The organism is Streptomyces sp. IBSBF 3136, from assembly GCF_036815105.1.
In the GTDB taxonomy this organism is placed as follows: domain Bacteria; phylum Actinomycetota; class Actinomycetes; order Streptomycetales; family Streptomycetaceae; genus Streptomyces.
On the sequence record NZ_JAJSZC010000045.1, the window covers coordinates 15,954 to 41,453 of the forward strand.

Genomic DNA, 25,500 nt, shown 5'->3' on the forward strand with positions numbered 1-25,500 from the left:
GCGCGCGGGTCAGCGGCGGTCGCCCTGGATCAGGGCGGCCGCCGCGGCGAGGCGGGACAGGTCGTCGGCGGTCAGCGTGAGGTCCGCGGCGGCCGTGTTCTGTTCCAGGTAGCTGATCCGCTTGGTGCCCGGGATGGGCACGATGTCGTCGCCCTGCGCGTGCACCCAGGCCAGCGCGATCTGCCCGGGCAGCACCTCGTGGGCGGCGGCGATCTCCCGGATGACGTCCACGACCCGCTGGTTGGCGTCCAGGTTGTCCTGGGAGAACCGCGGCAGGTTGCGGCGCATGTCGTTCGCCGCCATGGTGTCCCGGCTGGTGACCGCGCCGGTCAGGAAGCCCCGGCCGAGCGGGGAGAACGGGACCACGCCGATGCCCAGCCGGCGGGCGGCGGGCAGCACCTGCGCCTCCAGTTCGCGGCTCCACAGCGAGTACTCGCTCTGCACGGCGGTGACCGGGTGCACGGCGTGGGCGCGCTCCAGCTCCTCGGCGGACACCTCGGAGACGCCGATGTAGCGGACCTTGCCCGCCTTCACCAGCTCGGCGAAGGCGCCGATGGAGTCCTCGACGGGCGTCTTCGGGTCGATCCGGTGCAGGTAGTACAGGTCGATGTGGTCCACGCCGAGGCGCTTCAGCGAGTCGTCGCAGCACTGCCGGACGTACTCCGGGTCGGCACGCAGCTCCATGCCGGCGCCGGGCCGCACGTCGACGATGCCGCACTTGGTGGCGAGGGTGACCTCGTCCCGGCGCTCCCTGAGGGCGTAGCCGACCAGCTTCTCGTTGGCGCCGACGCCGTACAGGCCGGTCGCGCCGTACACGTTCGCCGTGTCGATCAGGGTCACGCCCAGATCGAGGGCCCGGTGGATGGTCCTGATCGACTCCTCGTCGTTGCCGACCCCGTACGACTGGCTCATGCCCATGCAGCCGAGCCCCTGTGCGGAGACCCGCAGACCCTGGCTGCCCAGAGCGACCTGACGCATCAGTGTTTCCCTTCGTGGTGGTGGAACCAGTGGCTGAGCCGGCGGCCCACCGCGTGGCCGCCCGTCAGCAGGTAGAAGGCGTGGGCGAGCCCGGTGCGGCGGCCGTGCCGCACCCACAGGAAGTGGTGGTGGGGCCGGCTGTCGTGCGGGTTCGGGAGCAGGAAGACCAGCAGGAACGACACCAGCGTAAGTGCCGCCATGATGAACAGGGCGTATTGATAGGCGACTTGGTAACGGCTTGACGCTGCGGTCGAACCGGGGTGGGCGCCGAGGACGGAGAAGACCGTACCGATTCCGGCCACCCCCAGCGCCTGGCCGATCTGGAACGCGGTGGTGAGCGCGCCCGAGGCCGAACCCTTGTCGGTGGGCCGGATGCCGGTCAGGACGATCCCGATCAGCGGGGACATCGTCAGGCCCTGGGCGGTGCCGACCAGCAGCAGCGGCAGCGCCAGCTCGGCGGCCGACAGCCCGGACCCGGCCGTGTGCACGGTGGCCCAAGCGGCGGCCAGGCCGCCGAGCAGCAGCACGTGTCCGAGGACCAGCACGGTCCGGCCGAGCCGCGGGACGAGCCGGGGCACCACCAACGACGAGGCGAAGAACGCGACGCCGACGGGGGCGAAGGCGAGCCCCGCCTGCAGCGGGTTGAGGCCGAGGCCGACCTGGAAGGTCAGCGAGGTGTAGACGGCCAGGCCGACGATGGTGATGAAGTACAGGACGCCGATCGCGATGCCCACGCCGAACGCCCGCTGCCCGAACAGGGACGGGCGCAGCAGCGGGGTGCGGCCGGTGCGGTCCAGGTGCTGTTCGTGGCGGACGAAGACGGTGAAGGCGGGGACGGCGGCGGCGAACATCGCCCAGCTCCACCAGGCCCAGCCCGTTCCCGGGCCGATCAGCAGCGGCAGGACGAGGAGCAGCAGCGCGCCGCCGAGCAGGCCGGTGCCGGCCAGGTCCAGGTGCGGCCGCCCGGCCGGCCGGTCCCGGGCCATCACCCGGCGGCCGGTGAGCAGCGCGGCGGTGCCGAGCGGTACCAGCACCAGGAAGGCCGGGCGCCAGGCGAGGCCCGCCAGGTTCAGCTGGATCAGCGCGCCGCCGACCAGCTGGCCGACGACGATGGCGACCCCGATGGTGGCGCCGAACAGCCCGAGGGCGAAGTTGCGCTCGGCGCCCTCGAAGGTGTCCTGGATGATCGACAGGATCTGCGGGTAGATCAGCGCGGCGCCGAAGCCCTGCACCAGGCGGGCGCCGATGAGGACGGCCGCGTTCGGGGCGAGGCCGCTGAGCAGCACGGCGGCGGTGAACAGGACGAGGCCGCCGAGCAGGACCCGGCGGCGGCCCAGCACGTCGCCGAGCCGGCCGCCGGTGATCAGGAAGACGGCGTACACCAGCCCGTAGCCGGCCACCACGAACTGCACGGCGCCGAAGCCGACGTGCAGGGTCTGCTGCAGCGAGGGCATGGCGAGGTTCGCGATGGAGACCCCGCCGACGACCAGGAACGTACAGGTCAGCCCCACGGCCAGGACGAACCAGCGGGCGCGGCCCACCGGTGCGTCGGCGAGCGGCGAATACGGCTCGGGTGTCCCGACCGCCGCTCCGGTGACCGGTGCCGTCATGAGTCCGCCAGGGCCGCGACCGTCGCCAGCGCGGTGTCCGTGGCGGACGCCGGGTTCTGGCCGGTGACCAGGCGGCCGTCGCGCACCGCGTGGGCGGTGAACTCGGCGGCCGCCTCGTGCTTGCCGCCCAGTTCCTCCAGGGCGGTCTGCAGCGCGAACGGGACGACGCCGGTGAGGCCGACCGCGGCCTCCTCGGCGTTGCTGAAGGCGGTCAGCCGCCTGCCCTCCACCAGTGGGCGGCCGTCGGAGAGCCGCACCCCGACCAGGGCCGCCGGGCCGTGGCAGAGCGCGGCCACCACACCGCCCGCCTCGTAGACGTCGCGGGCGAGCGCGGACAGCGCCGGATGACCGGGGAAGTCCCACATGGTGCCGTGGCCGCCGGCGAAGAAGACCGCGTCGTAGCCGGCCGGGTCCACGTCCTCGGGGCGGAGCGTGTCGGCGAGCTTCGCGCTCATCCCGGGGTCGTCGAGGAACGCCTTCTGGACCGGATCGGCCAGGTCGGTCCCGGAGGCCGGCGGGCGGCCGCCGCGGACGGAGGCGAGGTCGACCCGGTAGCCGGCCTCGGTGAACACCCGCCAGGGGTGGGCGACCTCGGGCATGTAGTAGCCGGTGCTGCGGCCCGTGTCGCCCAGCTCGGCATGGCTGGTGACGACGATCAGGACCGTCTGGGTGCGGGACATGCGCTGACTCCTGCCGGGGCTTCAGGCCTGGGGGGCGGCGAGGTTGCGGAACCGGGGGCCGTAGAACACCGGCTGGTCGAGGTCGGTGTACTGGTGCAGGAAGCCGAACTCGGCCGGATACAGGCGGGGCAGGTCGTCGATGAGCGCCGGCGGGATCCGGCGCTGCATGAAGGTGAAGGAGGAGAAGACCCGCAGCTTCATCATGTTGTGCACGGCCTCGCCGAAGGTCGGCCACTGCGTGTCGGGATCGCCGTTCCACATCGCGTCGAGGTGGGCCATCATGTCGGTGTAGTCCTGGTCGAAGACCAGCAGCGACTCCCTGATCTCCGTGCCGTCCGGGTCCTCGGCCAGCAGCTTCTCGTAGCCGTCGGACGGGACGGCGAGCGTGTTGACCACCTCGGGCCAGCCGATCCTCGCGCCCTGGAAGTGCACGGCCTCGGTCTCCGGGGTCAGCGGGACGGCCGGCTCCGGCTCGCGGTAGGCGCGGCCGTACCAGAGCTCCGCGAACTTCCCGTAGTGGGACTCCTCGTTCTGGAACGCGGCGCCGGCCCGGATCGTCCCGCTGGTCGCGCCCTCGCCCTGCTCCAGGATCTCGGCGATGCCCTCCAGGAGCTGGTCCACCGGGTCGACGCCCGGCGTCGGCACGATGGTCTTGAAGCCGATGTTGTCGCCGACCTGGTTCGCGACCCCGCCGCCCTGGACCGCGGCACGCAGCTCGGCGGCGTTGGCGACGATCGCGTCCTTGATCTCGGAGTAGAGCTTGCCGATGGTCGGGAAGTCCTCGTGGCCGTACTCCTCGGGCAGCAGGAAGAGCGGGGACTCCAGGCGCATGAAGTTGCGCAGCTGCGCCTTGGAGAGCTTGGCGAGCCCGATGTGCAGGTCCGGCTCCACCCCGCCGGGCAGGCCGTGCGAGGGGAACCCCGGGTCCAGGTCCTTGATCCTGGGCCGGCCGCCGATCGCGGCGAGCATGTTGGCGGCGATGGACATGTGCACCATCTCCTCCATCAGCACGCTGCGGATGGCGTTGTAGCTGGTGAAGTTCTGCACCTGGAGCGAGAGCATCGCGGAGGTGTAGACGGGGAGCGTGGAGTGCTCCAGCTCGATCGCCGTCTGGAGGGCGGAACGGATCCAGGCGACGTTGCGCCGGACCGGGGCCTTGACGGTCGCGTCCTGGGCGGTGGTCATGGCTCGCTTCCTTTCAACGTGTGGGTGGGGCGGGGGTGGGCGTGACCCGTGGGTGCCGCCCGGTCGTTCAGGCGTCCCGGGTGGCCCTCGCCCGGCCGAGCAGGGCCACCAGGAGCAGCGAGCCGAGGCCGAGGACGACGACGCCGAGGCCGATCCGGTGCATCGAGCCCAGCGTCCCGAGCACGGCGACGCCGAGCGCCGAGCCGGCCTGGCGGGAGGCGTTCAGCGCGCCCTGGGCGGTGGCGGCGAAGCGCTGCGGCGCGGCCGTCGCCATGTCGGCGGTCGAGGCGGGGATCGCCGTGGTGGCGCACAGCGCGAGGGCCAGCTGGGCCGCGACGAGCAGCGCGAGGGGGGTCTCGGTCCCGGAGAACGACAGGATCGTGCCGGACAGGGCGCCGGCGGCGAGGCCGAAGAGGATGAGCGGCCGGGTGCCGATCTTCGCGACCAGGCGTCCGGTGAAGAACGGCAGCACCGCGAGCGGCAGCGTCATCGGCAGGAACGCGAGCCCGGTCCGCAGCGCCGTCATGTGCCGGTCCTCGACCATCCACTGGGTCATCGCGAACAGCAGCCCGTAGAAGGCGAAGGAGGCGGCGGAGCCGGCCACCAGGTCGGCCCGCACCCGGCCCAGTGAGAGCAGGGCCGGGGGCAGCGCCGGTTCCTCGGCGCGCCGTTCCACGACGGCGAGCAGGGCGAAGGCCAGCACCGCGAGCACGATGGCGGTCACCGGCACGGGGTGGGCCCAGCCGTCGGTGCCGCCGTCGACGAGACCGAAGGTCAGGGCGCCCAGGCCGACGATGGACAGCAGCAGGCCCGGGTAGTCGATCGGCCGGTGGGTGCTGGGCCGGTCGGCCGACAGCTTCCGCGCCAGCACCATGGTGACCAGCGCGATCGGCGGGTTGACCAGGAAGACCAGCTGCCAGCCGCCGAGGGCGACCAGGGCACCGCCGAGCACGGGTCCGGAGACCAGGCCGAGCGCGCTGATCGCCGCCCAGGCGCCGACGGCGCGGGAGCGTTTGGCGGGGTCCGGGTACAACCCGGCGAGCAGCGCGAGCGAGGCGGGCACCAGGCCCGCGGCCGCGACGCCGAGCAGGGCCCGCCCGGCGATCAGCATCCCGGCGGAGTTCGCCGCCGCGCACAGCGCCGAGACGACACCGAACGAGATCAGGGCCGTCCGGTAGATCCGGCGCGGCCCCCAGCGGTCCGCGATGGAACCGGCGGCCAGCATCAGGCCCGCGAACACCACGGTGTAGGCGTCCACCGTCCAGGGCAGCGCGCTCGCCGAGGCGTGCAGGTCGTCCCGGAGGTCCGGCACCGCCACGTTCAGGATGGAGGCGTCGAGCAGGACCAGGAAGTTGCCCACCACGATGCCGGCGAAACGCCCCGACGTCCGGGCGCTCCGCCGTGCCTCCCGGGGCTCGCCGGACGTCCGAGTCAGCAGCTCAGAGCTCTCAGATGTCATGGCGTCAGGCTGGCCGGTGCCCGTGCGGGCGGCCAGGAACCCGGATCGACTTCGTGAACTCGGCCTGATGCGCCGGGGCGCGCGGCCCCGCCGGCCGCCCCCCTCCGCCGGACGGGCGGGCGCGGGCGGGCGCGCGGACCACCGCGGCCGCGCGCGCCGGAAGGAAAGCAAGTTCAGGAAGTGTCCGCGAGTTCGCGGGGAATTACCTGCCGGCCGGCCCCGGACGGGAGGTCAGGAAGTATCCGCCGAAGGCTCTGACGATATTCCGGGCCGCGCTAGCTTCGCCACCAGAGACCGGTAATTCCGTGCTGGGTCCGAGTGTGGGGCGAATGCCGGACCGGTATTCCGGAGTCGAGCGGAGAAGGAATCCATGACTGAGATCAAGAGCATCGCGGTGCTCGCCTACGACCGATGCAGCGAGTCGGACACGATCATTCCCTGGGAGATCCTGATCGGCGTCGCGGTCTACCTGAAGGAGACGACCGGCGAGGACATCGAGGTCAAGCTGGTGGCCCTGGAGGAGGGCCCGGTCACCATGCAGATGGGCGCCCGGGTCGAGCCGCACGCGGTGCTGCGCGACGACGACCTCTACGACGTGCTGTACGTCCCCGGCGGCCGCGGCTCCGGTGTCGCCACCAAGAACGAGCGGATCCTCGACACGATCCGGCACCACCACGTCAACGGGAAGTTCATCGGCGCCAACTGCGTCGGCGTCGGCATCCTGCAGCGCGCCGGCATCCTCGGCAAGACCCCGGTGACCTGCAGCCCGCCCATCTCCCGGCGGCTCAAGGAGGAGGGCGCCAACGTCGTGGAGCCGCGCCGTATGTGGCTCGGCGCGCCCGAGGACCGCATCTGGACCACCGCCGGTGCCGCCTCGATCAACGCCGGCACGCTCGCGATGGTCGCCCACCTGTTCGGCGAGGAGGTCGGCAAGGAGATGTCGATGTGGTTCGACACCCGTGCCGCCGAGGGGTACGGGCTGTTCGGCCCGGTGGGCACCGAGTTGTTCAACTACCCCGAGGCCGAGGCCAAGATCCAGGACGAGACGGCGGACATCCTGCTGCCGCCGCTGCACTGACCCCCCGGCCGGCCGAGCAGACTGGAGGACCAGTGATCACGTGCACCACCGTCCTGGACGTCGCCGAGGGCAGTGAAGAGCCCTTCGAGAAGGTGCTGAAGCTGCTGGTGAAGCAGGTCAGGGAGAACGAGCCCGGCACCCCGGTGTTCGAGTTCGTGCGCCACCGGACCGAGCCCCGCCGGTACCTGGTCGTCGAGCAGTACGTGGACGACGAGGCGCTCGCCGAGCACAGCGCCAAGAAATACCTGCAGGAAATCGTCCCGGAGATGCTGACGTACCTCGCGCAGCCGCCGCAGCTCGACGCGTACGTCCCGGTCGACCGGTGAACGGGGAATTCAGGGAGCGGACATGAGCGAGCAGCCGTATTTCCACATCGGGGTGGTCGTCCCCGATCTGGAGAACGCGATCGAATACTACTCGCGGACGCACGGGCTCGAATTCACCAAGCCCGCGCACGTCACGAATCCGAGGCTCGAGGACCCGCACCCGCACGAACAGGTCGTGCACGTCGCCTTCTCGAAACAGGGCCCGCCGTACTACGAGCTGATCGAGTCCGACGGCGACGAGGGCATCTTCTCGGCCGCCAACGAGGGCCAGATCCTCTACCTGGGGCTGTGGGAGCCGGACATGGAGGGCCGTCTGAGGGCGCTGGCGGCCGAGGGGATCGGCGTCGCGGCGGCGTCCCGGAGCGCGGAGGGCGCCACCCCGGGATGGATCATCACCGAGCCCGACGCCCTGGGGGTCCGGTACGAGTACGTCGAACTCGCGGAGAAGCAGGCCATCGAGACCTGGATCGAGACCGATGAGTTCCCGGGTCTGTGACCCCGGTCCCCGGTAGCGGTTCGGAGAGGAAGAACCCATGAAGTATGACCACATAGTCGTCGGCGCGGGCTCCTCGGGTGCCGTGCTCGCGAGCCGGCTCACCGAGAACGCCGACGTCCGTGTCCTGCTGCTGGAGGCCGGACCCGACTGGGCGGACGTCTCCCGGATCCCCGGCGACATCACGAACGCGCGGACCGTGTCCGTGGAGGACCACGACTGGGGCTACTCGGCCGAGGCCGTCCCGGGCCGTTCGCTGACGTACGCCCGCGGCAAGGTGGCCGGCGGCTGCTCGGCCGTCAACGGCGCCATCGCGCTGCGCGGCATCCCGGCGGACTACGACGAGTGGGCCCAGCTGGGCAACGACTCGTGGTCGTGGGACGAACTCCTGCCGTACTTCCGCCGGATCGAGGACGACCAGGACTACGACGGCCCGTTCCACGGCCAGGGCGGCCCCACCCCGATCGTCCGGCACACCCGCGACCAGTTGGTGCCGTTCCAGGCGGCCTACCTGGAGGCCTGCATCGACCAGGGCTTCGGCTACGTCGCCGACCACAACGACCCGGAGTCCACCGGCGTCGGCATGATCCCCATGAACCGCCGCGGCGACCTGCGCGTGTCCACCGCGATCGCCTACCTCACCGAGGCCCGCAAGCGGCAGAACCTCACCATCCGCTCCGGCGCCACCGTGCACCGGGTGCTGTTCGAGGGCACCAGGGCGGTCGGCGTCGAGGTGGAGACCGGCGGCCGGCTGGAGAAGGTCTACGCCGACCACGTCAGCCTGTCCGCCGGCGCCCTCAACTCGCCCGCGATCCTCCTGCGATCGGGCGTCGGCCCGCAGGAGCGGCTGCGTGCCCTCGGCATCGACGTCGTCCTCGACCAGCCGAACGTCGGCGAGAACCTGATCGAGCACCAGCAGATCACGGTGGGTCTGCTGCCCAAGGAGGGCGTCACCGACCCGGACGACCCGGACGTGCAGGTCCTGGTGCGCTACACCAACCCGGGCTCGCAGAACTTCAACGACATGCAGATGTACTTCGTCAGCCGCTACGTCGAGGTCACCCACCGGCCGATCAGCGTGATGAGCGTGCTGCAGAAGCCGGAGTGCCGCGGCCGGGTCTCGCTCCGCAGCGCCGACCCCACGGTGCAGCCGGACATCTTCCTGAACTCCTACGGCACCGACGCCGACCGCGCCATCGCCCTCGACGGGGTCCGCCTCGCCTGGGACATCGCGAACTCCAAGCAGATCAGGGACCTCTCCAGCGGCCTGTCGGACAAGCTCACGCAGGCCCAGGTCGACGACGACGCCCGGCTGCTGCGCTACATCCGGGAGAACTCCGCCACCCTGTGGCACCCGGTCGGCACCACCAAGATGGGCCCGGCAAGCGACGCGACCGCGGTCGTCGACCAGCGGCTGCGGGTGCACGGCATCGAGAACCTGAGCGTCGTCGACGCCTCCGTGATGCCCACGCACGTCAGCGCCAACCCCAACCTGACCTGCTACGTCATCGGCGAGCGCGCCGCCGGGTGGTTCCTCGCGGACGCCTGAGCCCCGCCCCTGCCGGGTCCGGACCGCCTCCGCCGCGGACCGGGCCCGGTGCCCCTGAAGACCGAGGAGTTGACCCCATGGCCGAAGTTTCCGACGAGGGCTCCAAGCTCGTCCGGACGTACTACGAGCAGTTCCTGACCGCCCCGGGCGACCTGCGGATCGCGGACGAGATCCTCGCCCCCGACGTGGTGTTCGACAACCCGATCTCACCCGACGGCATCCACGGCCTGCCGGCGTACAAGGAGTTCGCGCTGCGCTGGTACGGCGGCTTCCCGGACCGCGTCTTCACCATCGAGGACCTGCTGGAGCAGGGGGACAAGGTCGCCGCGTCCTTCACCATCACCGGCACCCACCTCGGCGTGTTCATGGGCGCGGCCCCGACCGGCGAGGCGATCACGGTCCGCGGCGCGAACGTCTTCCGGATCGAGGACGGACGCATCAAGGAGGTCCACGCCTTCTTCGACCCGCGCCAGCTGCTCGGTCCGCTCGGCCTGGGGGCGTGAGCCGGTGCCCGCGCCGAAGGGCCGTGTCGCGGTCCTGATCGAGGAGCACTTCGACCCCTCCGAGTTCCGCGACTTCAACGCCTTCTTCCCCGAGCGGGGGTACGCCGTCGACTACGTCTCCCACCTGTGGGGGCAGCCCTCGCTGACGTTCGGCAGCAACCCCGACGACGGGTACGTCGAGGAGCACGTCACCGTCACCCTGGAAGTGGCCGGGCTCGACCCGGCCGACTACGCGGGCGTGGTCCTGATCGGCGCCTACGCCATGGACCGGCTGCGCTACCAGGTCGAGGTGCCGGGCCCGGGCAGCCGCAACAAGGCGCCCGCCGTGGAGTTCCTGCGCGCCGCGATGGCCGTGCCCGGCCTGAAGGTCGGCACCATCTGCCACTCGCTGTGGCTGCTGTGCGCCGACCGCGCCCTGCTGGCCGGCCGCAGGGTGACCTGCGCCCACAACATCGTCTGCGACGTGGAGAACGCCGGCGCCGAGATCGTCTACGCGGACGGCGGCACCGCCGACCTGGTGATCGACGGTGACCTGATCACGGCCAAGCACCCGCAGGTGACCCGGGAGTTCATGACCGCCTTCGTCCGCGAGATCGAAGCGGCCGGCTGAACCCCGGGCACCGCCCCACACCTACGTACGGAGAAGTCATGCCAGAGCAGCAGCAGATCCGCGCCGCCGTCGAAGGGTACGCGGAGAGTTTCGCCAAGCGGGACCGGGAGCGGTTCGCCGCCCTGCTCGCCGCGGACGTGGTGCAGTACGAGCCGGTCGGCGCGCCCGCGAACCGCGGCCGGGCCGCGGTGACCGGCTTCTTCGACGGCGTCTTCGAGGTGATCGACCGTGTGGAGTTCCGGGTCACCGACATGGTGATCTGCGGTGACGAGGCCGCGTTCACCTTCCACATCACCGCCCACACGAAGGACGGCGGCACCGTCGAGGACCGCGGCATCGACACCTTCCGGGTCGGCGACGACGGCCTGATCACCGAGATCAAGGGCTACCACGACGACGCCCACACCCAGGTCGCCGGGGGCTGACCGGGATGCGGGGGGTGGTGGGCGCGCCCGAGGCGGGCGGGGCGCGCGGCACGTACACCGGCAAGGTGCGCCTGCACCGGGGACGGGTGCGGCTCAGGGTCCCCGAAGAGGGCCACCACCGGGCCGCCTCGCCGCTGGAGCTCTTCTTCGACCTGGTCTTCGTGGTCGCCGTCGCGGAGCTGACCGAGGTCCTGCTGCACGCCCCGACCTGGGCCGGCGTGCTGCGGTTCGGCGCGCTGTTCGTGCCGATCTGGTGGGCCTGGGTCGGCTACTCCTTCTACGCCGACCGCTTCGACAACGACGACCGGATCTACCGGCTCATCATGATCATCGCGATGATGGCGGTGCTCTCGGTGTCGGTCGCCGTGCCCCAGGCGTTCCGCGGCACCCCCGGGGCGAAGCGGTTCGCCCTCGGCTACTTCGTCGTCCGCCTGATCCTGCTCGGCCTCTATTTGCGGGCCCACTACCACGTGCCCCGGGCCCGCACCCTGACCCGGCGCTTCCTCCAGGGCTACGGGCTGGGCGCGGCGGTCTGGGGCGTCTCGGCGCTGCTGCCCGCGCCGTACTGCTACGCGCTGTGGGGTGCGGGCCTGCTGGCCGAGCTGCTGACCCCGATCCTGTCCGCGTCGGCGGTGGCCCGGGTGCCGTTCAACGCCTCGCACATCCCCGAGCGGTTCGGCCTGTTCACCATCATCGTGCTGGGGGAGGTCGTCGCCCTCAACGCGACCGGCATCGCGGCCAGCCGGCTGCGGGCCGAGACGCTGGCCGTGGTGGCCGGCTCCTTCCTGATCGCCGCCTGCCAGTGGTGGCTGGTCTTCGACCACGTCGACGCCTCACCGCTGCGCAAGTGGCGGCTGACCGGCCAGGCGTACGTCTACGGCCACGTCTTCGTGCACGGCGGCATCACGGTCACCGGGGTCGGCGGGCTGCTCGCCGCCCAGGCGGCCAACGGCCGCGCCCACGCGGCCCTGGACGGCGGTCCGGTGCTGTGCTTCGGCATGGCCGTGTTCCTGCTCGGCGTCGGCGGCATCCACCTGCTCAACGTGGGCCGGCGCGGCGACCTGCGCGCCTGGTCCCGCCTGGGCCTCGCCGCGGTGTTCGCCCTCTTCGGCCTGGCCGGCGACGGCCTGCCCACGCTTCTGCTGGAAGCGGTCCTGGTGGCCGGCCTGTCCTGCCAGATCCTCATCGAGACCCGCGCCCCCGCCGTACCCCACAATCTGCACGACCCCTGACCCCAGGACACCGATCGCCCGAGGGCGGCCCCCGCCGAGGACGGGGGCCGCCCTCACGCGTGCGAAGGCTCGCCGCCCACCCCCTCCCGGCGTGTGCCGCCGCCCGCGCCGGGACGTCAGCGGGGTTCGCCCGGGCGGGTGCGTGGCGTCACGCGAGCACCTCGCGGTAGACGTCCAGCACGCGTTCGGCCGCCGCGCGCCAGGAGAAGCGGTCCCGGGCCCGGGCCCGTCCCGCCTCGCCCATGGCCCGAGCCCGCTCCGGCTCGGCGAGCAGCAGGTTCACCGCGGCCGCGAAGTCGGCGGCGAAGCGCTCGGGGTCCAGCGGGGTGCCCGTGCCGTCCTGTTCCTGCTCGACGGGCACCAACAACCCGGTCACGCGATCGTCCACCACCTCGGGGATGCCGCCGGTGGCGGTGGCCACCACGGCCGTGCCGCACGCCATCGCCTCCAGGTTGACGATGCCCATCGGCTCGTACAGCGAGGGGCACACGAACACGTCCGCGTGCGTGAGCAGTTGGCGCAAGGACACCGGGTCCAGCATGCCGTCGATCCGCACGACGCCGCTCCTGACCCGGCGCAGCTCCTCGACCAGCGCGGCCGTCTCCGCCGCGATCTCGGGGGTGTCCGGCTGCCCGCAGCACAGCGCCAGCTGCGCCGCCGGGTCCATGGCGAAGGCGGCGCGCAGCAGGTGGGGCAGTCCCTTCTGCCGGGTCACCCGGCCCACGAAGAGCACCAGCGGCCGGTCCGGGTCGATGCCGTGGCGTTCCAGCGCGGCCGTGCCCGGGTCCGGCCGGTGCGCGTCGGTGTCGATGCCGTTGTGCACCACGTGCACCCGCTCGGGATCGACCTCCGGGTACACGCGCAGCACGTCCTCGCGCATCCCGTGCGACACGGCGATCACCGCGTCCGCCGAGGTGACGGCGGTCCGTTCGACCAGCGAGGACAGCCGGTAGCCGCCGCCGAGCTGCTCCGCCTTCCAGGGCCGCAGCGGTTCGAGGCTGTGCGTGGTCACCACGTGCGGGATGCCGTACAGCGTCCGGGCGAGCTGCCCCGCGGAGTTCGCGTACCAGGTGTGGCTGTGCACCAGGTCGGCCCCCGCGCAGCCGGCGCCCATCTCGACGTTCGTGGCGAGGGTGCGCAGCACGGGGTTCGCGCCGTCCGCCAGGTGCGGTTCCCGGTACGCGGCCACGCCCGGCTCCGGGCGCGGCTCGCCGAAGCAGCGCACCCTGAGGTCCACCAGGGTGCGCAGTTGCCGGGCCAGTTCCGTGACGTGCACGCCCGCGCCCCCGTAGACGTCGGGCGGGAATTCCTTGGTGAGCAGATCCACGCGTGTGTTCATCCGTACTTCCTGACGTCGGCGGCCGTGAGCGGCGGTTTCCGTGCGTGCGCGGACCCGCGCCGGACGGGGCGCGGGCGTGGGTGGGGCTCGGGGAGCGGCGCGTCCGCGCCCGGGATGACCTGGGAGTCCGCGGCCCCGCGACGACGGGGCGGGACAGCCGGGGCCGCGGACCCCGCATCCACGCTAGGCCGATGACGGTGTGTCGCATGTCACCGCCCGTGGCAGGGAATTGCTGGGGGCATGACAGAAGACGCGGCAGTGCGCAGTGCAGCGGAAGGGCCGTCCGACGAGGAACGGCTGGCGCAGCTCGGTTACACGCAGGTCCTCGCCCGCCGGATGTCGGCGTTCTCGAACTACGCCGTCTCCTTCACCATCATCTCGGTGCTGTCCGGCTGCCTCACCCTCTACCTCTTCGGCATGATCACCGGCGGCCCCGCCGTGATCACCTGGGGCTGGGTCGCGGTCGGCCTGATGACCCTGTTCGTGGGGCTGTCCATGGCCGAGATCTGTTCGGCCTACCCGACCTCGGCGGGCCTGTACTTCTGGGCCCACCGCCTGGCGCCCCCGCGTTCGGCGGCGGCGTGGGCGTGGTTCACGGGCTGGTTCAACGTGCTGGGCCAGGTGGCGGTGACGGCGGGCATCGACTTCGGCGCCGCGTCCTTCCTCGGCGCCTACCTGAACCTCCAGTTCGGCTTCGGGGTGACCCCCGGCCGCACGGTCCTGCTCTTCGCCGGCATCCTCCTGCTCCACGGCCTGCTGAACACCTTCGGCGTCCGGATCGTCGCCTTTCTGAACGGCGTGAGCGTGTGGTGGCACGTCCTGGGCGTCGCGGTGATCGTCGGTGCGCTGGCCCTCGTCCCGGACCACCACCGCTCGGCGTCCTTCGTGTTCACGAAGTTCGTCAACGAGACGGGCTGGGGCAGCGGCTTCTACGTGGTCCTGCTCGGTCTCCTCATGGCCCAGTACACGTTCACCGGCTACGACGCCTCGGCGCACATGACGGAGGAGACCCACGACGCCTCCACCGCGGGCCCGAAGGGCATCGTCCGCTCCATCTGGACCTCCTGGATCGCGGGCTTCGTCCTGCTGCTGGGCTTCACCTTCGCCATCCAGTCGTACGACAAGGAGCTGGCCTCCCCGACCGGCGCGCCGCCCGCGCAGATCCTCCTGGACGCGCTGGGCGCGACGACGGGCAAGCTGCTGCTGCTGGTGGTGATCGGCGCCCAGCTGTTCTGCGGCATGGCCTCGGTCACGGCCAACAGCCGCATGATCTACGCCTTCTCCCGCGACGGCGCGCTGCCCTTCTCGCACGTCTGGCACACGGTCAGCCCGCGCACCCGCACCCCCGTGGCGGCGGTCTGGCTGGCCGCGCTCGGCGCCCTGGCCCTGGGCCTGCCCTACCTCATCAACTCGACGGCCTACGCGGCGGTGACGTCGATCGCTGTGATCGGCCTGTACATCGCCTACGTCGTCCCGACCTTCCTGCGCGTCCGCAGGGGGGCGGACTTCGAGCGCGGTCCGTGGCACCTGGGCCGCTGGTCGGTCCCGATCGGCATCGTGTCGGTCACCTGGGTCGTGCTGATCACCGTGCTGTTCATGCTGCCCCAGGTCTCCCCGGTCACCTGGAAGACGTTCAACTACGCCCCGGTCGCCGTCCTGGTCGTCCTCGGGTTCGCCGCGACCTGGTGGCTGGCCTCCGCCCGCCACTGGTTCCTGAGGCCCGCGCACGTCCCCGGACCCACCCCCGAGCCGGTCGAGAAGTAGCCCTTCCCGCACCCGACGCGGCCGGGTCACCGATACCCGATCGGAGACACGGCCTCGTCCGGCTATGCTCGGACAGGCAACATCGCCTGGGCCCTTAGCTCAATTGGCAGAGCAGTGGACTTTTAATCCATTGGTTGTGGGTTCGAGTCCCACAGGGCCTACGGGTGGTAGTCGGGGGATATGCCCTCTGACCTGCTACGCAGCGCTCGGGTCGGCTTCGGTCGGCTCGGGCGCTGTTGCGTTTCCGGGGTCGTGCGTGAGCGATACGTCGAGCGTGTGTGTCTCGGACCCGCGGAACGTGCTTGGGACCGGCCCGCGTGGTTACCCCGTAGGTATGGGGCCAGGCAGGGTGCCTCACGGGTGGGCCGTCTGCCGCGGAGGTCTCCAGGGACCGGTTCGGCAGACGGTGTGCTCGGCCAGTGGGACGCAGCCCGGGCCGCCCCGGTGGACGGCGCGGAGCCGGGCCGGCGGCCTGCCGCCGCGATCACGGCAACTGCGCGACGGTCGCCGGTCGTTGCGCCGTCCTGCCCCGAGGCGAGGTGATGGTCGTGCAGCGGCTGGACATCCATCGGCGTGACCGGGGGGAGCGGGCCCTCGTCACGCTCGCCGGCGCGATCGGCCCGGCCGCGGCCCCCCTGCTGCGGGCCGCGCTGGAGCAGTGCCTGCGCGACGGCGTGACCGCCATCGACGTCGACCTCACCACCGTCGGCTCCTGTGACTCCACGGGCCTGGACGTGTTCCTGACGGCGTCGCAGCGCGCGGACCGGGTGCACGTCCCCTTGCGACTGCACCATCCGTGCCCGCAGATCACCCGGCTCCTCACCGGCACCGGTTCCACCCCCCTGCTCGGTGACGAGCCGAGTGCGTCTTCGCCGGTCGCCGAGCGGGAGCGGGGCGGCGACCGCGCCGGCCTGCCGGTCGTCAAAAGCGGGATACGGCTGCGCCGTCTGACCCGCTGGCAGGTGGAAGGGATGCGCGAGGACATCGCCGACCTGGCCGCGGAGCCCGCCGCATCCCCGCGCGAGCCTGCGGATCGAGGGCGGAGCGCCTTCCTGGGCCGGCTCGCCGTCAGTGCCCGGCGGCCCGGCTTCGCGCTGCTGGTGGCCGAGACGACGGTGCTGGTGGGGTGCGTCTTCGGCTTCCCCGTCGACCCCGGTGCCCGGCCCGAGCGAGGGCTGCGGGAGAGCGTCCAACGGCTCACCGGCTGTGGCCGGTTCCTGCTCCTCAGCCAGGTCGCGGCGCCTCACCACCCCCAGCACCGCGACATCGGCCGCCGTCTGCAGCAGCGTCTGCTGGCCGACCGGCACGCGCCCCTCGCAGTCGTCCTGCTCCGTGCGGGGGACCAGGTCGGGCAGGCCGCCTTCGAGTCCTGGGGCTGGCGCAACTGCGGGGAGATGGTGGGGTTGCCCGGTCACGGCGCGCCCTGCCTGCTGGTGCTGTTCCGGGAGAGCGGGCCGGTGCCCGCGCCTCGGGTCGCCCGGCTCGGCCGGGCGTAACCTGGGGGGTACCGAGAGCATTCCGGGTGCACGCTCCGGGCGGCGCCCTTCCCGGCGAGTGACGACCGAGGGCGGCGCTCCGCTGCCCGGGACGGGATGGCGGGATCACGATGGACTCCCTCACACCGCCCGCCGGAGATCCACCCCCGGGCGACGGGCACACGTACACGATGCCGCTGTCGCGGTTGACCCTCACGGCGGAGGCGAGCCACGGTCCACTGGACGGAGCGTGGTGGCCGCGTTGTGACGCCCTGGCCCTGGAGCTGCCCGCGCTCGTGGGCTCGCTGGACCCCGGCCGCGGTACGGTCACCCGCGTCACGGTGGGCGCCGCGGCCTGGTCCGACGCCCCGGCGACGGTGTCGGCGCCCGACCACGAGATCGACGTCGTCCTGAGCGACGACGCCGACGAGGCGCATGCCATCGCCCTGGACTGCGGCACCGTCGGACGCTGGACACTGCTCGTCGTCCCGCCCGAGGAGCCGGCCGGAACAGCCGGTCGGCTGATGTCCGCCGCGGCCGATCCCCGCAACACGCTGTCGGCTGATCGCGTCCTCGCCCGGATCGAGGGCGGTGCCGGCCGGGAGAGCGCCGGGCAGCGGAACGGCTGAGGATCGAGCCATGCATCAGCAGTTTCCGTCGCCGGCCACCTCCGCCGCCCGGGGGCCGGGGGATCCGTCGGGTGAGCGGACGACCGCCGAGCCGCGCACGGACCCCTCCGAGAGCTTCGGGGAAGCGCTGCTGGGGGCGATTCTCGACCGCGCGCACGAGCTTCCGCCCCACCTGATCGGCCCGCTGGTCGCCGATGTGATGGGACGGCTGGGCGGCCGCCGCCCGCAGATCCTGCTGCAGGACTACGGCCAGCTGCTGCTCGCGCCCCTGCCCGGCGAGGGACTCATGGGCGGGGACCCGCTGATGATCGACGACTCCGCCGCGGGTCGTTGCTTCCTCGACGCGCTGCCCGTCGAGCTGCCCGAGGACGACGGCGTACGGCTGCACCTGCCGCTGCTGGACGGTGGCGACCAGGTGGGCGTGCTGGCCGTGACGCTGGACCGGCTCGACGACGACGGGCGCCGCATGCTGCGTCGGCTCTCCGCTCTGGTGGCCGACCTGCTGGTGACCAAGCACGGATATTCCGACCTGTTCTTCCGTACCCGCCGCCGTGCACCGATGAGCGTGGCCGCCGAGATCCAGTGGTCCCTGCTGCCGCCCCTGGCCATGATCATGCCGCGCGTCGCCCTGGCCGGGGTCCTGGAGCCCGCGTACGACGTGGCGGGGGACAGCTTCGACTACGCGCTCAACGGCGACGTCCTCCACCTGGCCATGATCGACGCGATGGGACACGGCCTCGACGCGGCCACCATGGCCACCGTGGCCATCGGCGCCTACCGCCACGCCCGCCGCCTCGGGACCGGCCTGACCGAGATCTACGCCATCATGGACGAGGCCGTGGCGAGACAGTTCGGCACCGAACACTTCGTCACCGCGCAGATGATGCGGCTGGACACGCTGACGGGCCACCTCCAGTGGGTCAACGCCGGGCACCCCGCGCCGATCCTCGTCCGCGACCACCGGGTCCTGGGCCGGCTGGTCGCGCCGACGACGCTGCCGGTGGGCCTGGGCGGTGCGGAGCCGGAGATCAATGCCCTGGGGCTGGAGCCGGGGGACCGCGTCCTGTGCTTCACCGACGGGCTGATCGAGGAGCACGCGGCGGGCGGGGAGCAGTTCGGGGAGGAGCGGCTGATCGACTGGGTGAACGGCCTGGAGAGGGCCGGCCGCGGGGTCCGGGCGGTGGCGCGCGCCCTGTCGCACACACTCATGCGGGCGCGGGGCGGCCGGACCACGGACGACGCCTCACTGCTCCTGGTGGAGTGGCGCGGCTGACCGCACCGCCGGCTCCAAGGCCACCGGCGGGGTTCGAGTCCCTCGTCCGGGTCCCGCGGGGACCTTCTTCGTGTCCGGGGCCGCCCTGCGGCGGATCAGCCGGCGCCGAGCCCGGTCAACTCCGCGAGCGGCAGCGTGTGCTGGGTCTGGAGGACCTTCGCCCGCAGGTAGCGGACGTTGTGGGCGGTGGTGAACACGCCCGTGGGGACGCGGTCGCGGACGGCGACCCCCAGGGCGCGGAGCTGCCCCGCCTTGTCGGGGTTGTTGGAGAGCAGGTCGAGCTCTCCGACGCCGAGCGCGCGCAGCATCTGCGCGGCGGCCGTGTAGTCGCGGCCGTCCTCCGGCAGGCCGAGCGCGGCGTTCGCCTCGTAGGTGTCCAGGCCCTGGTCCTGGAGGGCGTAGGCGTCGAGCTTGTTGTACAGGCCGATGCCGCGCCCCTCCTGGCGCAGGTACAGCAACACGCCCCCGCGCTCGGCGATCCGCTCGACCGCCTCGCGCAGCTGCGGGCCGCAGTCGCAGCGGGCCGAGCCGAAGACGTCTCCGGTCAGGCACTCGGAGTGCAGCCGCACCAGGGGGACCGGGCCGGGCTCGCCGAGGACGACGGCGATGTGCTCCCGGCCGTCGGTCAGCCCGTGGAAGGTGACGAGTTCGGCGTCGACGGAGTACCCGTCGGCGAAGTGCAGCGGTACCCGGACGCGGGCGCGCGGCGTTGCGGCGGGTGTGTCGGGCATGCGGGGCCTCCGGGTTCCGTTCCCATGCTGCCGAGTTCTGCTTCAGATTTGAAGCAGAAGGCAGGTGAGGGACCCTACCCCATGCTTAAAAGTTAAAGCAACGCCTTTGCGGCGCCGCCCGGCCGCTACGAGGACGGGCCGGGCGGCCCCTCGGGCGGCCCGGCGCACGGCGACGAGCGCCGCCGCCAGGGCACGTCCTCGGGAGGTGCCCCCGCCTCCTCCCCCTCCAGGGTCCGGGCGATCCCCGAGCAGATCTCCTCCAACTGCCCCACCTGCTCGGGCGTGAGCCGGTCGAAGAGGGTCGTGCGGACCGTGTCGACGTGCCCGGGTGCCGTACGCTCCAGCACGGCCGTCCCCGCGTCGGTCAGCACCGCGATGCTGCTGCGCCGGTCCCGGGGGCAGTCCTCCCGCCGCACGAGACCGTCCCGCTCCAGCCTGGTCACCGCGTACGTCAGCCTGCTGCGGGTGATCTTCAGCGTCTCGGCGAGGTCGGTCATGCGCAGGCGCCGCTCGGGCGCCTCGGAGAGATTGGCCAGCACGGAGTAGAACAGGTGCGGCATGCCGGCCTCCTGCTGGAGGTGCCGGTCGATCGCGTCCTCCAGCAACCTGGAGGCGGCGATGTACGCGCGCCAGGCGCGCTGCTCCTCGGGAGTGAGCCAGCGGGTCGTCATGCCACCAGTGTAAGTTTGTTTCAAACTTGAACCAAGATCCCGTGTGGGTCTTCGCGAGGGAGCGCGCCGATGCCGTACCCGTACGTCCTGCTGTCCGCCGCCGTCTCCCTCGACGGCTACCTGGACGACACCGGCCCCGACCGGCTCCTGCTGTCCGGCCCGGCCGACTTCGACCGGGTCGACGAGGTGCGCGCCTCCGTCGACGCCATCCTGATCGGCGCCGGCACCATCCGCGCCGACAACCCGCGCCTGCTGGTGAACTCGCCCGGGCGGCGCGCGGCCCGCGAGGCCGACGGAAAGCCCGCGTACCCCCTCAAGGTCACCGTCACCTCCGCCGGGGACCTCGACCCGGACGCGCACTTCTGGCACACCGGCGGCGAGAAGCTCGTGTACACCACGGACCACGGAGCCGACCGGGCCTCGCGCGCCCTCGGCCGGACCGCCGACGTGGTCTCCCTCGGCCCCGCCCTCGACTGGCGCGCCCTGCTGGAGCACCTGCACGACGTGCGCGGCGTCCGGCGGCTCATGGTCGAGGGCGGCGGAACCGTCCACACCCAGCTCCTCCAGCAGGGCCTCGCCGACGAGCTCCAGCTCGTCCTCGCCCCCCTGTTCGTGGGCGACCCGGCCGCCCCGCGGCTGTTCGGCCCGGGGGTGTACCAGGGCGGCCGGCTCCGCCTCACCGAGACCCGCCGGATCGAGGACGTCGTCCTCATGCACTACGAGCCCACCGCACCCGGCACCGGCCCGGTGCCCACCGCCGCCGACCACCGCTGGCTGCGCACCGCCTGTGAGCTGGCCGCCGACTGCCCGCCCTCGCGCACGGCCTTCAGCGTCGGCGCGGTGGTCGTCGCCGCCGACGGCACGGAACTGGCGCGCGGCCACTCGCGGGAGGGCGGCGACCCCGTGGCGCACGCCGAGGAGGCGGCCCTCGCCAAGATCGACCCCGCCGACCCGCGCCTCGCCGGCGCCACCGTCTACAGCAGCCTGGAGCCCTGCTCCCACCGCGCCTCCCGCCCCGCCCCCTGCGCCGAGCTCATCCTGCGAGCGGGCGTCCGCCGGGTGGTCACGGCCTGGCGGGAGCCGGACACGTTCGTGACGGCGGCCGACGGCGCCGGAGTCCTGACCGGGGCGGGCGTGGACGTCGTGGAGCTGCCGGAGCACGAGGGCCGCGCCAAGGCGCCGAACGCCCATCTGCTGCCCTGATCGGCACCCCTCCGGCAACCCGTGTGCTCGGCACCCCGCGGATGGCGTACACTGGAGTCACAACGACGCGGGGTGGAGCAGCTCGGTAGCTCGCTGGGCTCATAACCCAGAGGTCGCAGGTTCAAATCCTGTCCCCGCTACTGAAGGCCGAAGGCCGGAATCCAGAAATGGATTCCGGCCTTCGGTGCGTTCACGGCGCACGGAAAGGCGAAAGGGGGGCTCGCGCCCCCCTCGGGATGCCGGCGGACCGCCGGCGAGTCTCAGTACCGGTGCCCGGTCAGGCGCCCGCGCAGGACGGGCACAGCCCGCGGTAGGTCACCTCGACGTCCGACACCGTGAAGCCGAAGCGCTCCGTGTCGGGGAGGTCGGCGAGCGGGTTGCCTTCCGGGTGCACGTCGCGGATCGCGCCGCACCCGGCGCAGACCAGGTGGTGGTGCGGCCGGTGCGCGTTCGGGTCGTACCGCTTGGCGCGCTTGTCGGTGCTGACCTCGAGCACCTCACCGAGGGTGACCAGCTCGCCCAGCGTGTTGTAGACGGTCGCCCGGGAGATCTCCGGCAGCTTCGCGACGGCACGGGCGTGCACCTCGTCGGCCGTCAGATGGACGTGCTCGCCGTCGAGAACCTCGGCCACCACGCGCCGCTGTGCGGTCATCCGCCATCCGCGTCCGCGCAGCCGTTCCAGAAGGTCACTCATGCTCACAGCGTAACAGCATGAAGACCAGAATCCGAATAGGTGTGACTTTGGAACACTGTTTAACTTGGACTGAGTCCAATGTAGGATCAAGCCTGGTTTTGAATGACGTACAGGACAGGGTCGGCGGGACACGCCGGCGAGGACGCAGGAGGCGCACGTGACGCAGGGACCCCTCACCACGGAGGCCGGAGCCCCGGTGGCGGACAACCAGAACAGCGAGACCGCGGGGGTCGGCGGCCCGGTGCTCGTGCAGGACCAGCTGCTCCTGGAGAAGCTGGCCCACTTCAACCGTGAGCGCATCCCGGAGCGGGTGGTGCACGCGCGCGGGGCCGGGGCCTACGGCACCTTCACGGTGACCGCCGACGTCACCCCGTACACGCGCGCCGCCTTCCTCTCCGAGGTCGGCAAGGAGACCGAGGTCTTCCTGCGCTTCTCGACGGTGGCCGGCAACCTGGGCGCGGCGGACGCGGTCCGTGACCCGCGCGGCTTCTCGCTGAAGTTCTACACCGAGGAGGGCAACTACGACCTGGTCGGCAACAACACCCCGGTGTTCTTCATCCGCGACGCGATCAAGTTCCCGGACTTCATCCACACCCAGAAGCGGGACCCGTACACCGGCTCCACGGAGGCCGACAACGTGTGGGACTTCTGGTCGCTGTCGCCGGAGTCGACCCACCAGGTGACCTGGCTGTTCGGCGACCGGGGCATCCCGGCGTCGTACCGGCACATGGACGGCTTCGGCTCGCACACCTTCCAGTGGAACAACGCGGCGGGCGAGGCCTTCTGGGTCAAGTACCACTTCAAGACCGACCAGGGGATCAGGAACCTCACCGCCGAGGAGGCGGACCTCCTCGCGGGCAAGGACCCCGACTCCCACCAGCGCGACCTGCGCGAGGCGATCGAGCGCGGCGAGTTCCCGAGCTGGACCGTGGGCGTGCAGATCATGCCGGCGGCGGACGCGGCGACGTACCGCTTCAATCCGTTCGACCTGACCAAGGTGTGGCCGCACGCGGACTACCCGGTCGTCGAGATCGGCAGGCTGGAGCTGAACCGCAACCCCCGCAACATCTTCGCCGAGGTCGAGCAGTCGATCTTCAGCCCCGCGCACTTCGTGCCCGGCATCGGGCCCTCGCCCGACAAGATGCTCCAGGGCCGCCTCTTCGCCTACGGCGACGCCCACCGCTACCGCGTCGGCATCAACGCCGACCACCTGCCGGTGAACCGCCCGCACGCCACGGAGGCGCGCACCAACTCCCGTGACGGCCTCCTCTACGACGGCCGGCACGGCGGCGCGAAGAACTACGAGCCGAACAGCTTCGGCGGCCCCGCCCAGACGGACCGCGCGCTGTGGCAGCCCACGGCCGTCACCGGTGCCACGGGCAACCACCCGACCCCGGCGCACGCCGAGGACGACGACTTCGTGCAGGCGGGCGACCTCTACCGCCTGATGCGCGAGGACGAGAAGGAGCGGCTGGTCGCCAACCTGGCGGGCGCCATCGCGGAGGTGAGCCGCGACGACATCGCCGAGCGCGCGATCGGCAACTTCGGCCGGGCCGACGCCGACTTCGGCAAGCGTCTCGAGGCGGCCGTGCGCGAGCGGCGCGGCTGAGGCGGTGCCGTCGGGACGGGCCGGACCCGCGCGGGGTCCGGCCCGCCCCGTGTGCGCGTCCGTGGGCTCAAAGGGCGGCCGCCGGCTCTCGGTCCGGGACCCAGCAGCGGATGATGTCGCGGACCGAGACGATGCCCGCCACCTCGCCGCGGTCGAGCACGACCAGGTGCCGGAAGCCGCCGTGGGTCATGGCGCGGGCCGCCTCCTCCAGCGTCCAGGTCGGGGCGGCGAAGACGACGTCGGTGGTGGTGTGGGCGTGCGTGCGTTCCGTGTCCGGATTCTGGCCGAGGCCCACGGAGTTGAGGACGTCGCGTTCGGTGAGGATGCCGACGCCTCCGGCGTCGGGGTCCAGGACCACGGCGGCGCCGACGCGACGTGCGGACATCAGGGCGGCTGCCTGACGGAGTGAGTGGGCGGGGCCGACGGTGAGGATCACCGTGCTCATGGCGTCACGGACGAGCATGGAAAGGGCCACCTCCTAAGGAATCCCCGGGAAAGTTCAGGGATTCACAAGTTCACAAGTGGGGGTGGCTTCAGAGTGACAGGTAAAGGACGGGTCAACAAGGGGGCGCGCGTGGTCTGTTGAGGGCGTGCGTGGGTTTCTCCTGGGGCTGGGGAGCGCCGGTTACCCAGGAGTTGCATCACACTTTTGGCCCACTAGAGTGGAAATGTTCCCGATGAGCGTATTTGGGGAGAGCTCATGCAGCGAAGGACTGTCAGGAGGGCTGCGGCCCTCAGCTCCGCTCTGGTGGCGACCGGTGTCGCCCTCATGCCGTTGAGCGCTCAGTCGGCGTTCGCGTCCACTCCCGCAACCCACGTGAGCGCGGCGGCGGTTGCGCCGACGCAGAACCACTTCCGGGAGGGGTTCCGGCAGGGGTTCCGCGACGGCTTCTCCGACGCGCGTTCCGACTGCGACCGTGACGGCTACGGATCCAACTACTCGAGCGGCCATGACTCTCCATGGGCGCGCGGTTACGTCCAGGGCTACAACCAGGGCTACAGCTCGGCGTACCACCGGTACTGCCACTGAGGCCGGCCCGGACCCGCGGCCGAGGCCGCGTCAAGACGGCCTGCGCGCACCGTCAGTGACGCTGGGCGAGATACCCCAGCATCTCGTCGTGCAGCAGGCCGTTGGACGCGGCCGCGTTGCCGCTGTGGGGGCCCGGACGGCCGTCCAGGCCGGTGAAGGTGCCGCCCGCCTCGGTGACGACGATCGCGTTGGCGGCCATGTCCCACAGTGACAGCTCTGGTTCGGCACAGAAGTCCACCGAGCCCTCGGCGACCATCATGTACGGCCAGAAGTCGCCGTACGCGCGCGTGCGCCACACCTCGCGGGTGAGGTCGAGGAAGCCGTCGAGGCGGCCCTGCTCCTCCCAGCCGGAGAGCGAGGAGTACGCGAAGGAGGCGTCCGACAGCTTGCTCACGCGGGAGACGTGGATGCGGCTCGCCGAGGTCAGGCTGCGGCCGCTGTACGCGCCGTGACCCTTGGCGGCCCACCAGCGCCGGCCCAGGGCGGGCGCCGACACCAGGCCGACGACGGGCTGGTAGCCGCCCTCGCCCGCCTCCATCAGGGAGATGAGGGTCGCCCACACCGGCACACCGCGCACGTAGTTCTTGGTGCCGTCGATCGGGTCGACCACCCAGCGGCGGGGGCCGGTGCCCTCGATGCCGTACTCCTCGCCGAGCACCGCGTCCCGGGGGCGGGCGCGCTGGAGCTGGCCGCGGATGAGTTCCTCCGCCGCCTTGTCCGCCTCGCTCACCGGCGTCATGTCCGGCTTCGTCTCCACCTTCAGGTCGAGGGCCTTGAAACGGGCCATGGTGGCGGCGTCGGCGGCATCCGCGAGGACGTGGGCGAGGCGAAGGTCGTCAAGGTAGTCCTGCATGTGACGAACGGTATCCGTCAGGACGACGACGGGGCCACAGGGGGCCCGCCCGCCCGGGACACCGGCCGGGCGGACGGCCCTGCGCAGCGTGGGTGGGGGCG

At 71.9% G+C, this 25,500-nt stretch carries 26 protein-coding genes and 2 tRNA genes; 17 read left to right on the forward strand and 11 right to left on the reverse strand.

Annotated elements, in window-relative coordinates:
* Window positions 1–9: 9 nt before the first annotated feature.
* The 5 genes from V7E45_RS12605 to V7E45_RS12625 all read right to left on the reverse strand — a co-directional run bounded on the left by V7E45_RS12605 (window position 10) and on the right by V7E45_RS12625 (window position 5,912).
* Window positions 10–978, reverse strand: coding sequence for an aldo/keto reductase (locus V7E45_RS12605; RefSeq protein WP_333774208.1), 969 nt, complete (start codon window positions 976–978; stop codon window positions 10–12).
* Window positions 978–2,588, reverse strand: coding sequence for an MFS transporter (locus tag V7E45_RS12610; protein WP_333774209.1), 1,611 nt, complete (start codon window positions 2,586–2,588; stop codon window positions 978–980). Before V7E45_RS12610 ends, V7E45_RS12605 begins: the two co-directional genes overlap by 1 nt.
* Entirely contained in the window at window positions 2,585–3,268 is a 684-nt protein-coding gene (locus V7E45_RS12615) for a type 1 glutamine amidotransferase domain-containing protein (RefSeq protein WP_333774210.1), read from the reverse strand. The genes V7E45_RS12610 and V7E45_RS12615 overlap by 4 nt, the downstream gene beginning before the upstream one ends.
* Window positions 3,269–3,289: 21 nt before the next feature.
* A complete protein-coding gene (locus V7E45_RS12620; RefSeq protein WP_333774211.1) occupies window positions 3,290–4,453 on the reverse strand; it encodes a ferritin-like domain-containing protein in 1,164 nt (387 codons plus the stop codon).
* 67 nt (window positions 4,454–4,520) lie between these two features.
* The gene (locus V7E45_RS12625) at window positions 4,521–5,912 is read right to left on the reverse strand and encodes an MFS transporter (RefSeq protein WP_333774212.1); all 1,392 of its coding nucleotides are present in this window, start codon (window positions 5,910–5,912) and stop codon (window positions 4,521–4,523) included.
* A 370-nt stretch (window positions 5,913–6,282) separates the two neighbouring features.
* Between V7E45_RS12625 and V7E45_RS12630 the strand changes: the two genes are divergently transcribed.
* The 8 genes from V7E45_RS12630 to V7E45_RS12665 all read left to right on the forward strand — a co-directional run bounded on the left by V7E45_RS12630 (window position 6,283) and on the right by V7E45_RS12665 (window position 12,128).
* Complete coding sequence (locus tag V7E45_RS12630) at window positions 6,283–6,990, forward strand: DJ-1/PfpI family protein (RefSeq protein WP_317444207.1); 708 nt, start codon at window positions 6,283–6,285, stop codon at window positions 6,988–6,990.
* Between the two features lie 32 nt (window positions 6,991–7,022).
* A complete protein-coding gene (locus V7E45_RS12635) occupies window positions 7,023–7,316 on the forward strand; it encodes a putative quinol monooxygenase (RefSeq protein WP_333774213.1) in 294 nt (97 codons plus the stop codon).
* Window positions 7,317–7,338: 22 nt separating this feature from the next.
* Window positions 7,339–7,812, forward strand: coding sequence for a VOC family protein (locus V7E45_RS12640; RefSeq protein WP_333774214.1), 474 nt, complete (start codon window positions 7,339–7,341; stop codon window positions 7,810–7,812).
* 37 nt (window positions 7,813–7,849) lie between these two features.
* Window positions 7,850–9,358 carry a GMC family oxidoreductase gene (locus V7E45_RS12645; RefSeq protein ID WP_333774215.1) on the forward strand — a complete coding sequence of 503 codons (1,509 nt, stop codon included), beginning with the start codon at window positions 7,850–7,852 and terminating at the stop codon, window positions 9,356–9,358.
* 77 nt (window positions 9,359–9,435) lie between these two features.
* Window positions 9,436–9,861, forward strand: coding sequence for an ester cyclase (locus tag V7E45_RS12650; protein ID WP_333774216.1), 426 nt, complete (start codon window positions 9,436–9,438; stop codon window positions 9,859–9,861).
* A gap of 4 nt (window positions 9,862–9,865) precedes the next feature.
* Entirely contained in the window at window positions 9,866–10,471 is a 606-nt protein-coding gene (locus V7E45_RS12655; RefSeq protein WP_333774217.1) for a DJ-1/PfpI family protein, read from the forward strand.
* Between the two features lie 38 nt (window positions 10,472–10,509).
* Window positions 10,510–10,896 carry a nuclear transport factor 2 family protein gene (locus tag V7E45_RS12660; RefSeq protein WP_333774218.1) on the forward strand — a complete coding sequence of 129 codons (387 nt, stop codon included), beginning with the start codon at window positions 10,510–10,512 and terminating at the stop codon, window positions 10,894–10,896.
* 5 nt (window positions 10,897–10,901) lie between these two features.
* On the forward strand, window positions 10,902–12,128 hold the full coding sequence (locus V7E45_RS12665) for a low temperature requirement protein A (RefSeq protein WP_333774219.1): 1,227 nt from the start codon (window positions 10,902–10,904) through the stop codon (window positions 12,126–12,128).
* A 148-nt stretch (window positions 12,129–12,276) separates the two neighbouring features.
* On the opposite strand, the gene glgA is transcribed toward V7E45_RS12665, so the two are convergent.
* Entirely contained in the window at window positions 12,277–13,467 is a 1,191-nt protein-coding gene (gene glgA, locus V7E45_RS12670) for a glycogen synthase (protein ID WP_333774220.1), read from the reverse strand.
* Between the two features lie 240 nt (window positions 13,468–13,707).
* Here glgA and V7E45_RS12675 point away from each other — a divergent pair, with 240 nt between their 5' ends.
* From V7E45_RS12675 to V7E45_RS12695, 5 genes are all read left to right on the forward strand, one after another.
* Window positions 13,708–15,231, forward strand: a complete 1,524-nt coding sequence (locus V7E45_RS12675) for an amino acid permease (protein ID WP_333774221.1) — start codon at window positions 13,708–13,710, stop codon at window positions 15,229–15,231.
* 88 nt (window positions 15,232–15,319) lie between these two features.
* Window positions 15,320–15,392: transfer RNA gene (locus V7E45_RS12680), tRNA-Lys, on the forward strand.
* A gap of 381 nt (window positions 15,393–15,773) precedes the next feature.
* Window positions 15,774–16,727 carry an STAS domain-containing protein gene (locus tag V7E45_RS12685; RefSeq protein ID WP_333774222.1) on the forward strand — a complete coding sequence of 318 codons (954 nt, stop codon included), beginning with the start codon at window positions 15,774–15,776 and terminating at the stop codon, window positions 16,725–16,727.
* A 110-nt stretch (window positions 16,728–16,837) separates the two neighbouring features.
* Window positions 16,838–17,335, forward strand: a complete 498-nt coding sequence (locus V7E45_RS12690) for a DUF5994 family protein (RefSeq protein ID WP_333774223.1) — start codon at window positions 16,838–16,840, stop codon at window positions 17,333–17,335.
* Window positions 17,336–17,345: 10 nt separating this feature from the next.
* Window positions 17,346–18,608 carry a PP2C family protein-serine/threonine phosphatase gene (locus tag V7E45_RS12695; RefSeq protein ID WP_333774224.1) on the forward strand — a complete coding sequence of 421 codons (1,263 nt, stop codon included), beginning with the start codon at window positions 17,346–17,348 and terminating at the stop codon, window positions 18,606–18,608.
* Between the two features lie 95 nt (window positions 18,609–18,703).
* On the opposite strand, the gene V7E45_RS12700 is transcribed toward V7E45_RS12695, so the two are convergent.
* A complete protein-coding gene (locus tag V7E45_RS12700) occupies window positions 18,704–19,339 on the reverse strand; it encodes a GTP cyclohydrolase II (RefSeq protein WP_333774225.1) in 636 nt (211 codons plus the stop codon).
* Between the two features lie 125 nt (window positions 19,340–19,464).
* Entirely contained in the window at window positions 19,465–20,010 is a 546-nt protein-coding gene (locus V7E45_RS12705; protein WP_333774226.1) for a MarR family winged helix-turn-helix transcriptional regulator, read from the reverse strand.
* A gap of 69 nt (window positions 20,011–20,079) precedes the next feature.
* Between V7E45_RS12705 and V7E45_RS12710 the strand changes: the two genes are divergently transcribed.
* Entirely contained in the window at window positions 20,080–21,213 is a 1,134-nt protein-coding gene (locus tag V7E45_RS12710) for a dihydrofolate reductase family protein (RefSeq protein WP_333774227.1), read from the forward strand.
* Between the two features lie 66 nt (window positions 21,214–21,279).
* Window positions 21,280–21,353 (forward strand) — tRNA-Met (locus V7E45_RS12715).
* A gap of 137 nt (window positions 21,354–21,490) precedes the next feature.
* Here the strand turns inward: V7E45_RS12715 and V7E45_RS12720 are convergent.
* Complete coding sequence (locus V7E45_RS12720; protein ID WP_333774228.1) at window positions 21,491–21,907, reverse strand: Fur family transcriptional regulator; 417 nt, start codon at window positions 21,905–21,907, stop codon at window positions 21,491–21,493.
* A 157-nt stretch (window positions 21,908–22,064) separates the two neighbouring features.
* Here V7E45_RS12720 and V7E45_RS12725 point away from each other — a divergent pair, with 157 nt between their 5' ends.
* Window positions 22,065–23,516, forward strand: coding sequence for a catalase (locus tag V7E45_RS12725; RefSeq protein ID WP_333774229.1), 1,452 nt, complete (start codon window positions 22,065–22,067; stop codon window positions 23,514–23,516).
* Between the two features lie 67 nt (window positions 23,517–23,583).
* Here the strand turns inward: V7E45_RS12725 and V7E45_RS12730 are convergent, their stop codons facing one another.
* Complete coding sequence (locus tag V7E45_RS12730) at window positions 23,584–23,979, reverse strand: CBS domain-containing protein (RefSeq protein WP_333774230.1); 396 nt, start codon at window positions 23,977–23,979, stop codon at window positions 23,584–23,586.
* A 237-nt stretch (window positions 23,980–24,216) separates the two neighbouring features.
* Between V7E45_RS12730 and V7E45_RS12735 the strand changes: the two genes are divergently transcribed.
* Complete coding sequence (locus V7E45_RS12735; protein ID WP_333774231.1) at window positions 24,217–24,546, forward strand: hypothetical protein; 330 nt, start codon at window positions 24,217–24,219, stop codon at window positions 24,544–24,546.
* Window positions 24,547–24,598: 52 nt separating this feature from the next.
* Here the strand turns inward: V7E45_RS12735 and hisN are convergent, their stop codons facing one another.
* Entirely contained in the window at window positions 24,599–25,399 is an 801-nt protein-coding gene (gene hisN / locus V7E45_RS12740; protein ID WP_333774232.1) for a histidinol-phosphatase, read from the reverse strand.
* Window positions 25,400–25,500: the final 101 nt, after the last annotated feature.

What these genes read in the sequence shown, in the direction of transcription:
- V7E45_RS12605 (WP_333774208.1), bottom strand. Translation starts at nt 978, where the DNA reads ATGCGTCAGGTCGCTCTGGGCAGCCAGGGTCTGCGGGTCTCCGCACAG.
- V7E45_RS12610 (WP_333774209.1), bottom strand. Translation starts at nt 2,588, where the DNA reads ATGACGGCACCGGTCACCGGAGCGGCGGTCGGGACACCCGAGCCGTAT.
- V7E45_RS12615 (WP_333774210.1), bottom strand. Translation starts at nt 3,268, where the DNA reads ATGTCCCGCACCCAGACGGTCCTGATCGTCGTCACCAGCCATGCCGAG.
- V7E45_RS12620 (WP_333774211.1), bottom strand. Translation starts at nt 4,453, where the DNA reads ATGACCACCGCCCAGGACGCGACCGTCAAGGCCCCGGTCCGGCGCAAC.
- V7E45_RS12625 (WP_333774212.1), bottom strand. Translation starts at nt 5,912, where the DNA reads ATGACATCTGAGAGCTCTGAGCTGCTGACTCGGACGTCCGGCGAGCCC.
- V7E45_RS12630 (WP_317444207.1), top strand. Translation starts at nt 6,283, where the DNA reads ATGACTGAGATCAAGAGCATCGCGGTGCTCGCCTACGACCGATGCAGC.
- V7E45_RS12640 (WP_333774214.1), top strand. Translation starts at nt 7,339, where the DNA reads ATGAGCGAGCAGCCGTATTTCCACATCGGGGTGGTCGTCCCCGATCTG.
- V7E45_RS12645 (WP_333774215.1), top strand. Translation starts at nt 7,850, where the DNA reads ATGAAGTATGACCACATAGTCGTCGGCGCGGGCTCCTCGGGTGCCGTG.
- V7E45_RS12650 (WP_333774216.1), top strand. Translation starts at nt 9,436, where the DNA reads ATGGCCGAAGTTTCCGACGAGGGCTCCAAGCTCGTCCGGACGTACTAC.
- V7E45_RS12660 (WP_333774218.1), top strand. Translation starts at nt 10,510, where the DNA reads ATGCCAGAGCAGCAGCAGATCCGCGCCGCCGTCGAAGGGTACGCGGAG.
- V7E45_RS12665 (WP_333774219.1), top strand. Translation starts at nt 10,902, where the DNA reads ATGCGGGGGGTGGTGGGCGCGCCCGAGGCGGGCGGGGCGCGCGGCACG.
- glgA (WP_333774220.1), bottom strand. Translation starts at nt 13,467, where the DNA reads ATGAACACACGCGTGGATCTGCTCACCAAGGAATTCCCGCCCGACGTC.
- V7E45_RS12675 (WP_333774221.1), top strand. Translation starts at nt 13,708, where the DNA reads ATGACAGAAGACGCGGCAGTGCGCAGTGCAGCGGAAGGGCCGTCCGAC.
- V7E45_RS12685 (WP_333774222.1), top strand. Translation starts at nt 15,774, where the DNA reads ATGGTCGTGCAGCGGCTGGACATCCATCGGCGTGACCGGGGGGAGCGG.
- V7E45_RS12690 (WP_333774223.1), top strand. Translation starts at nt 16,838, where the DNA reads ATGGACTCCCTCACACCGCCCGCCGGAGATCCACCCCCGGGCGACGGG.
- V7E45_RS12695 (WP_333774224.1), top strand. Translation starts at nt 17,346, where the DNA reads ATGCATCAGCAGTTTCCGTCGCCGGCCACCTCCGCCGCCCGGGGGCCG.
- V7E45_RS12700 (WP_333774225.1), bottom strand. Translation starts at nt 19,339, where the DNA reads ATGCCCGACACACCCGCCGCAACGCCGCGCGCCCGCGTCCGGGTACCG.
- V7E45_RS12705 (WP_333774226.1), bottom strand. Translation starts at nt 20,010, where the DNA reads ATGACGACCCGCTGGCTCACTCCCGAGGAGCAGCGCGCCTGGCGCGCG.
- V7E45_RS12710 (WP_333774227.1), top strand. Translation starts at nt 20,080, where the DNA reads ATGCCGTACCCGTACGTCCTGCTGTCCGCCGCCGTCTCCCTCGACGGC.
- V7E45_RS12720 (WP_333774228.1), bottom strand. Translation starts at nt 21,907, where the DNA reads ATGAGTGACCTTCTGGAACGGCTGCGCGGACGCGGATGGCGGATGACC.
- V7E45_RS12730 (WP_333774230.1), bottom strand. Translation starts at nt 23,979, where the DNA reads ATGCTCGTCCGTGACGCCATGAGCACGGTGATCCTCACCGTCGGCCCC.
- V7E45_RS12735 (WP_333774231.1), top strand. Translation starts at nt 24,217, where the DNA reads ATGCAGCGAAGGACTGTCAGGAGGGCTGCGGCCCTCAGCTCCGCTCTG.
- hisN (WP_333774232.1), bottom strand. Translation starts at nt 25,399, where the DNA reads ATGCAGGACTACCTTGACGACCTTCGCCTCGCCCACGTCCTCGCGGAT.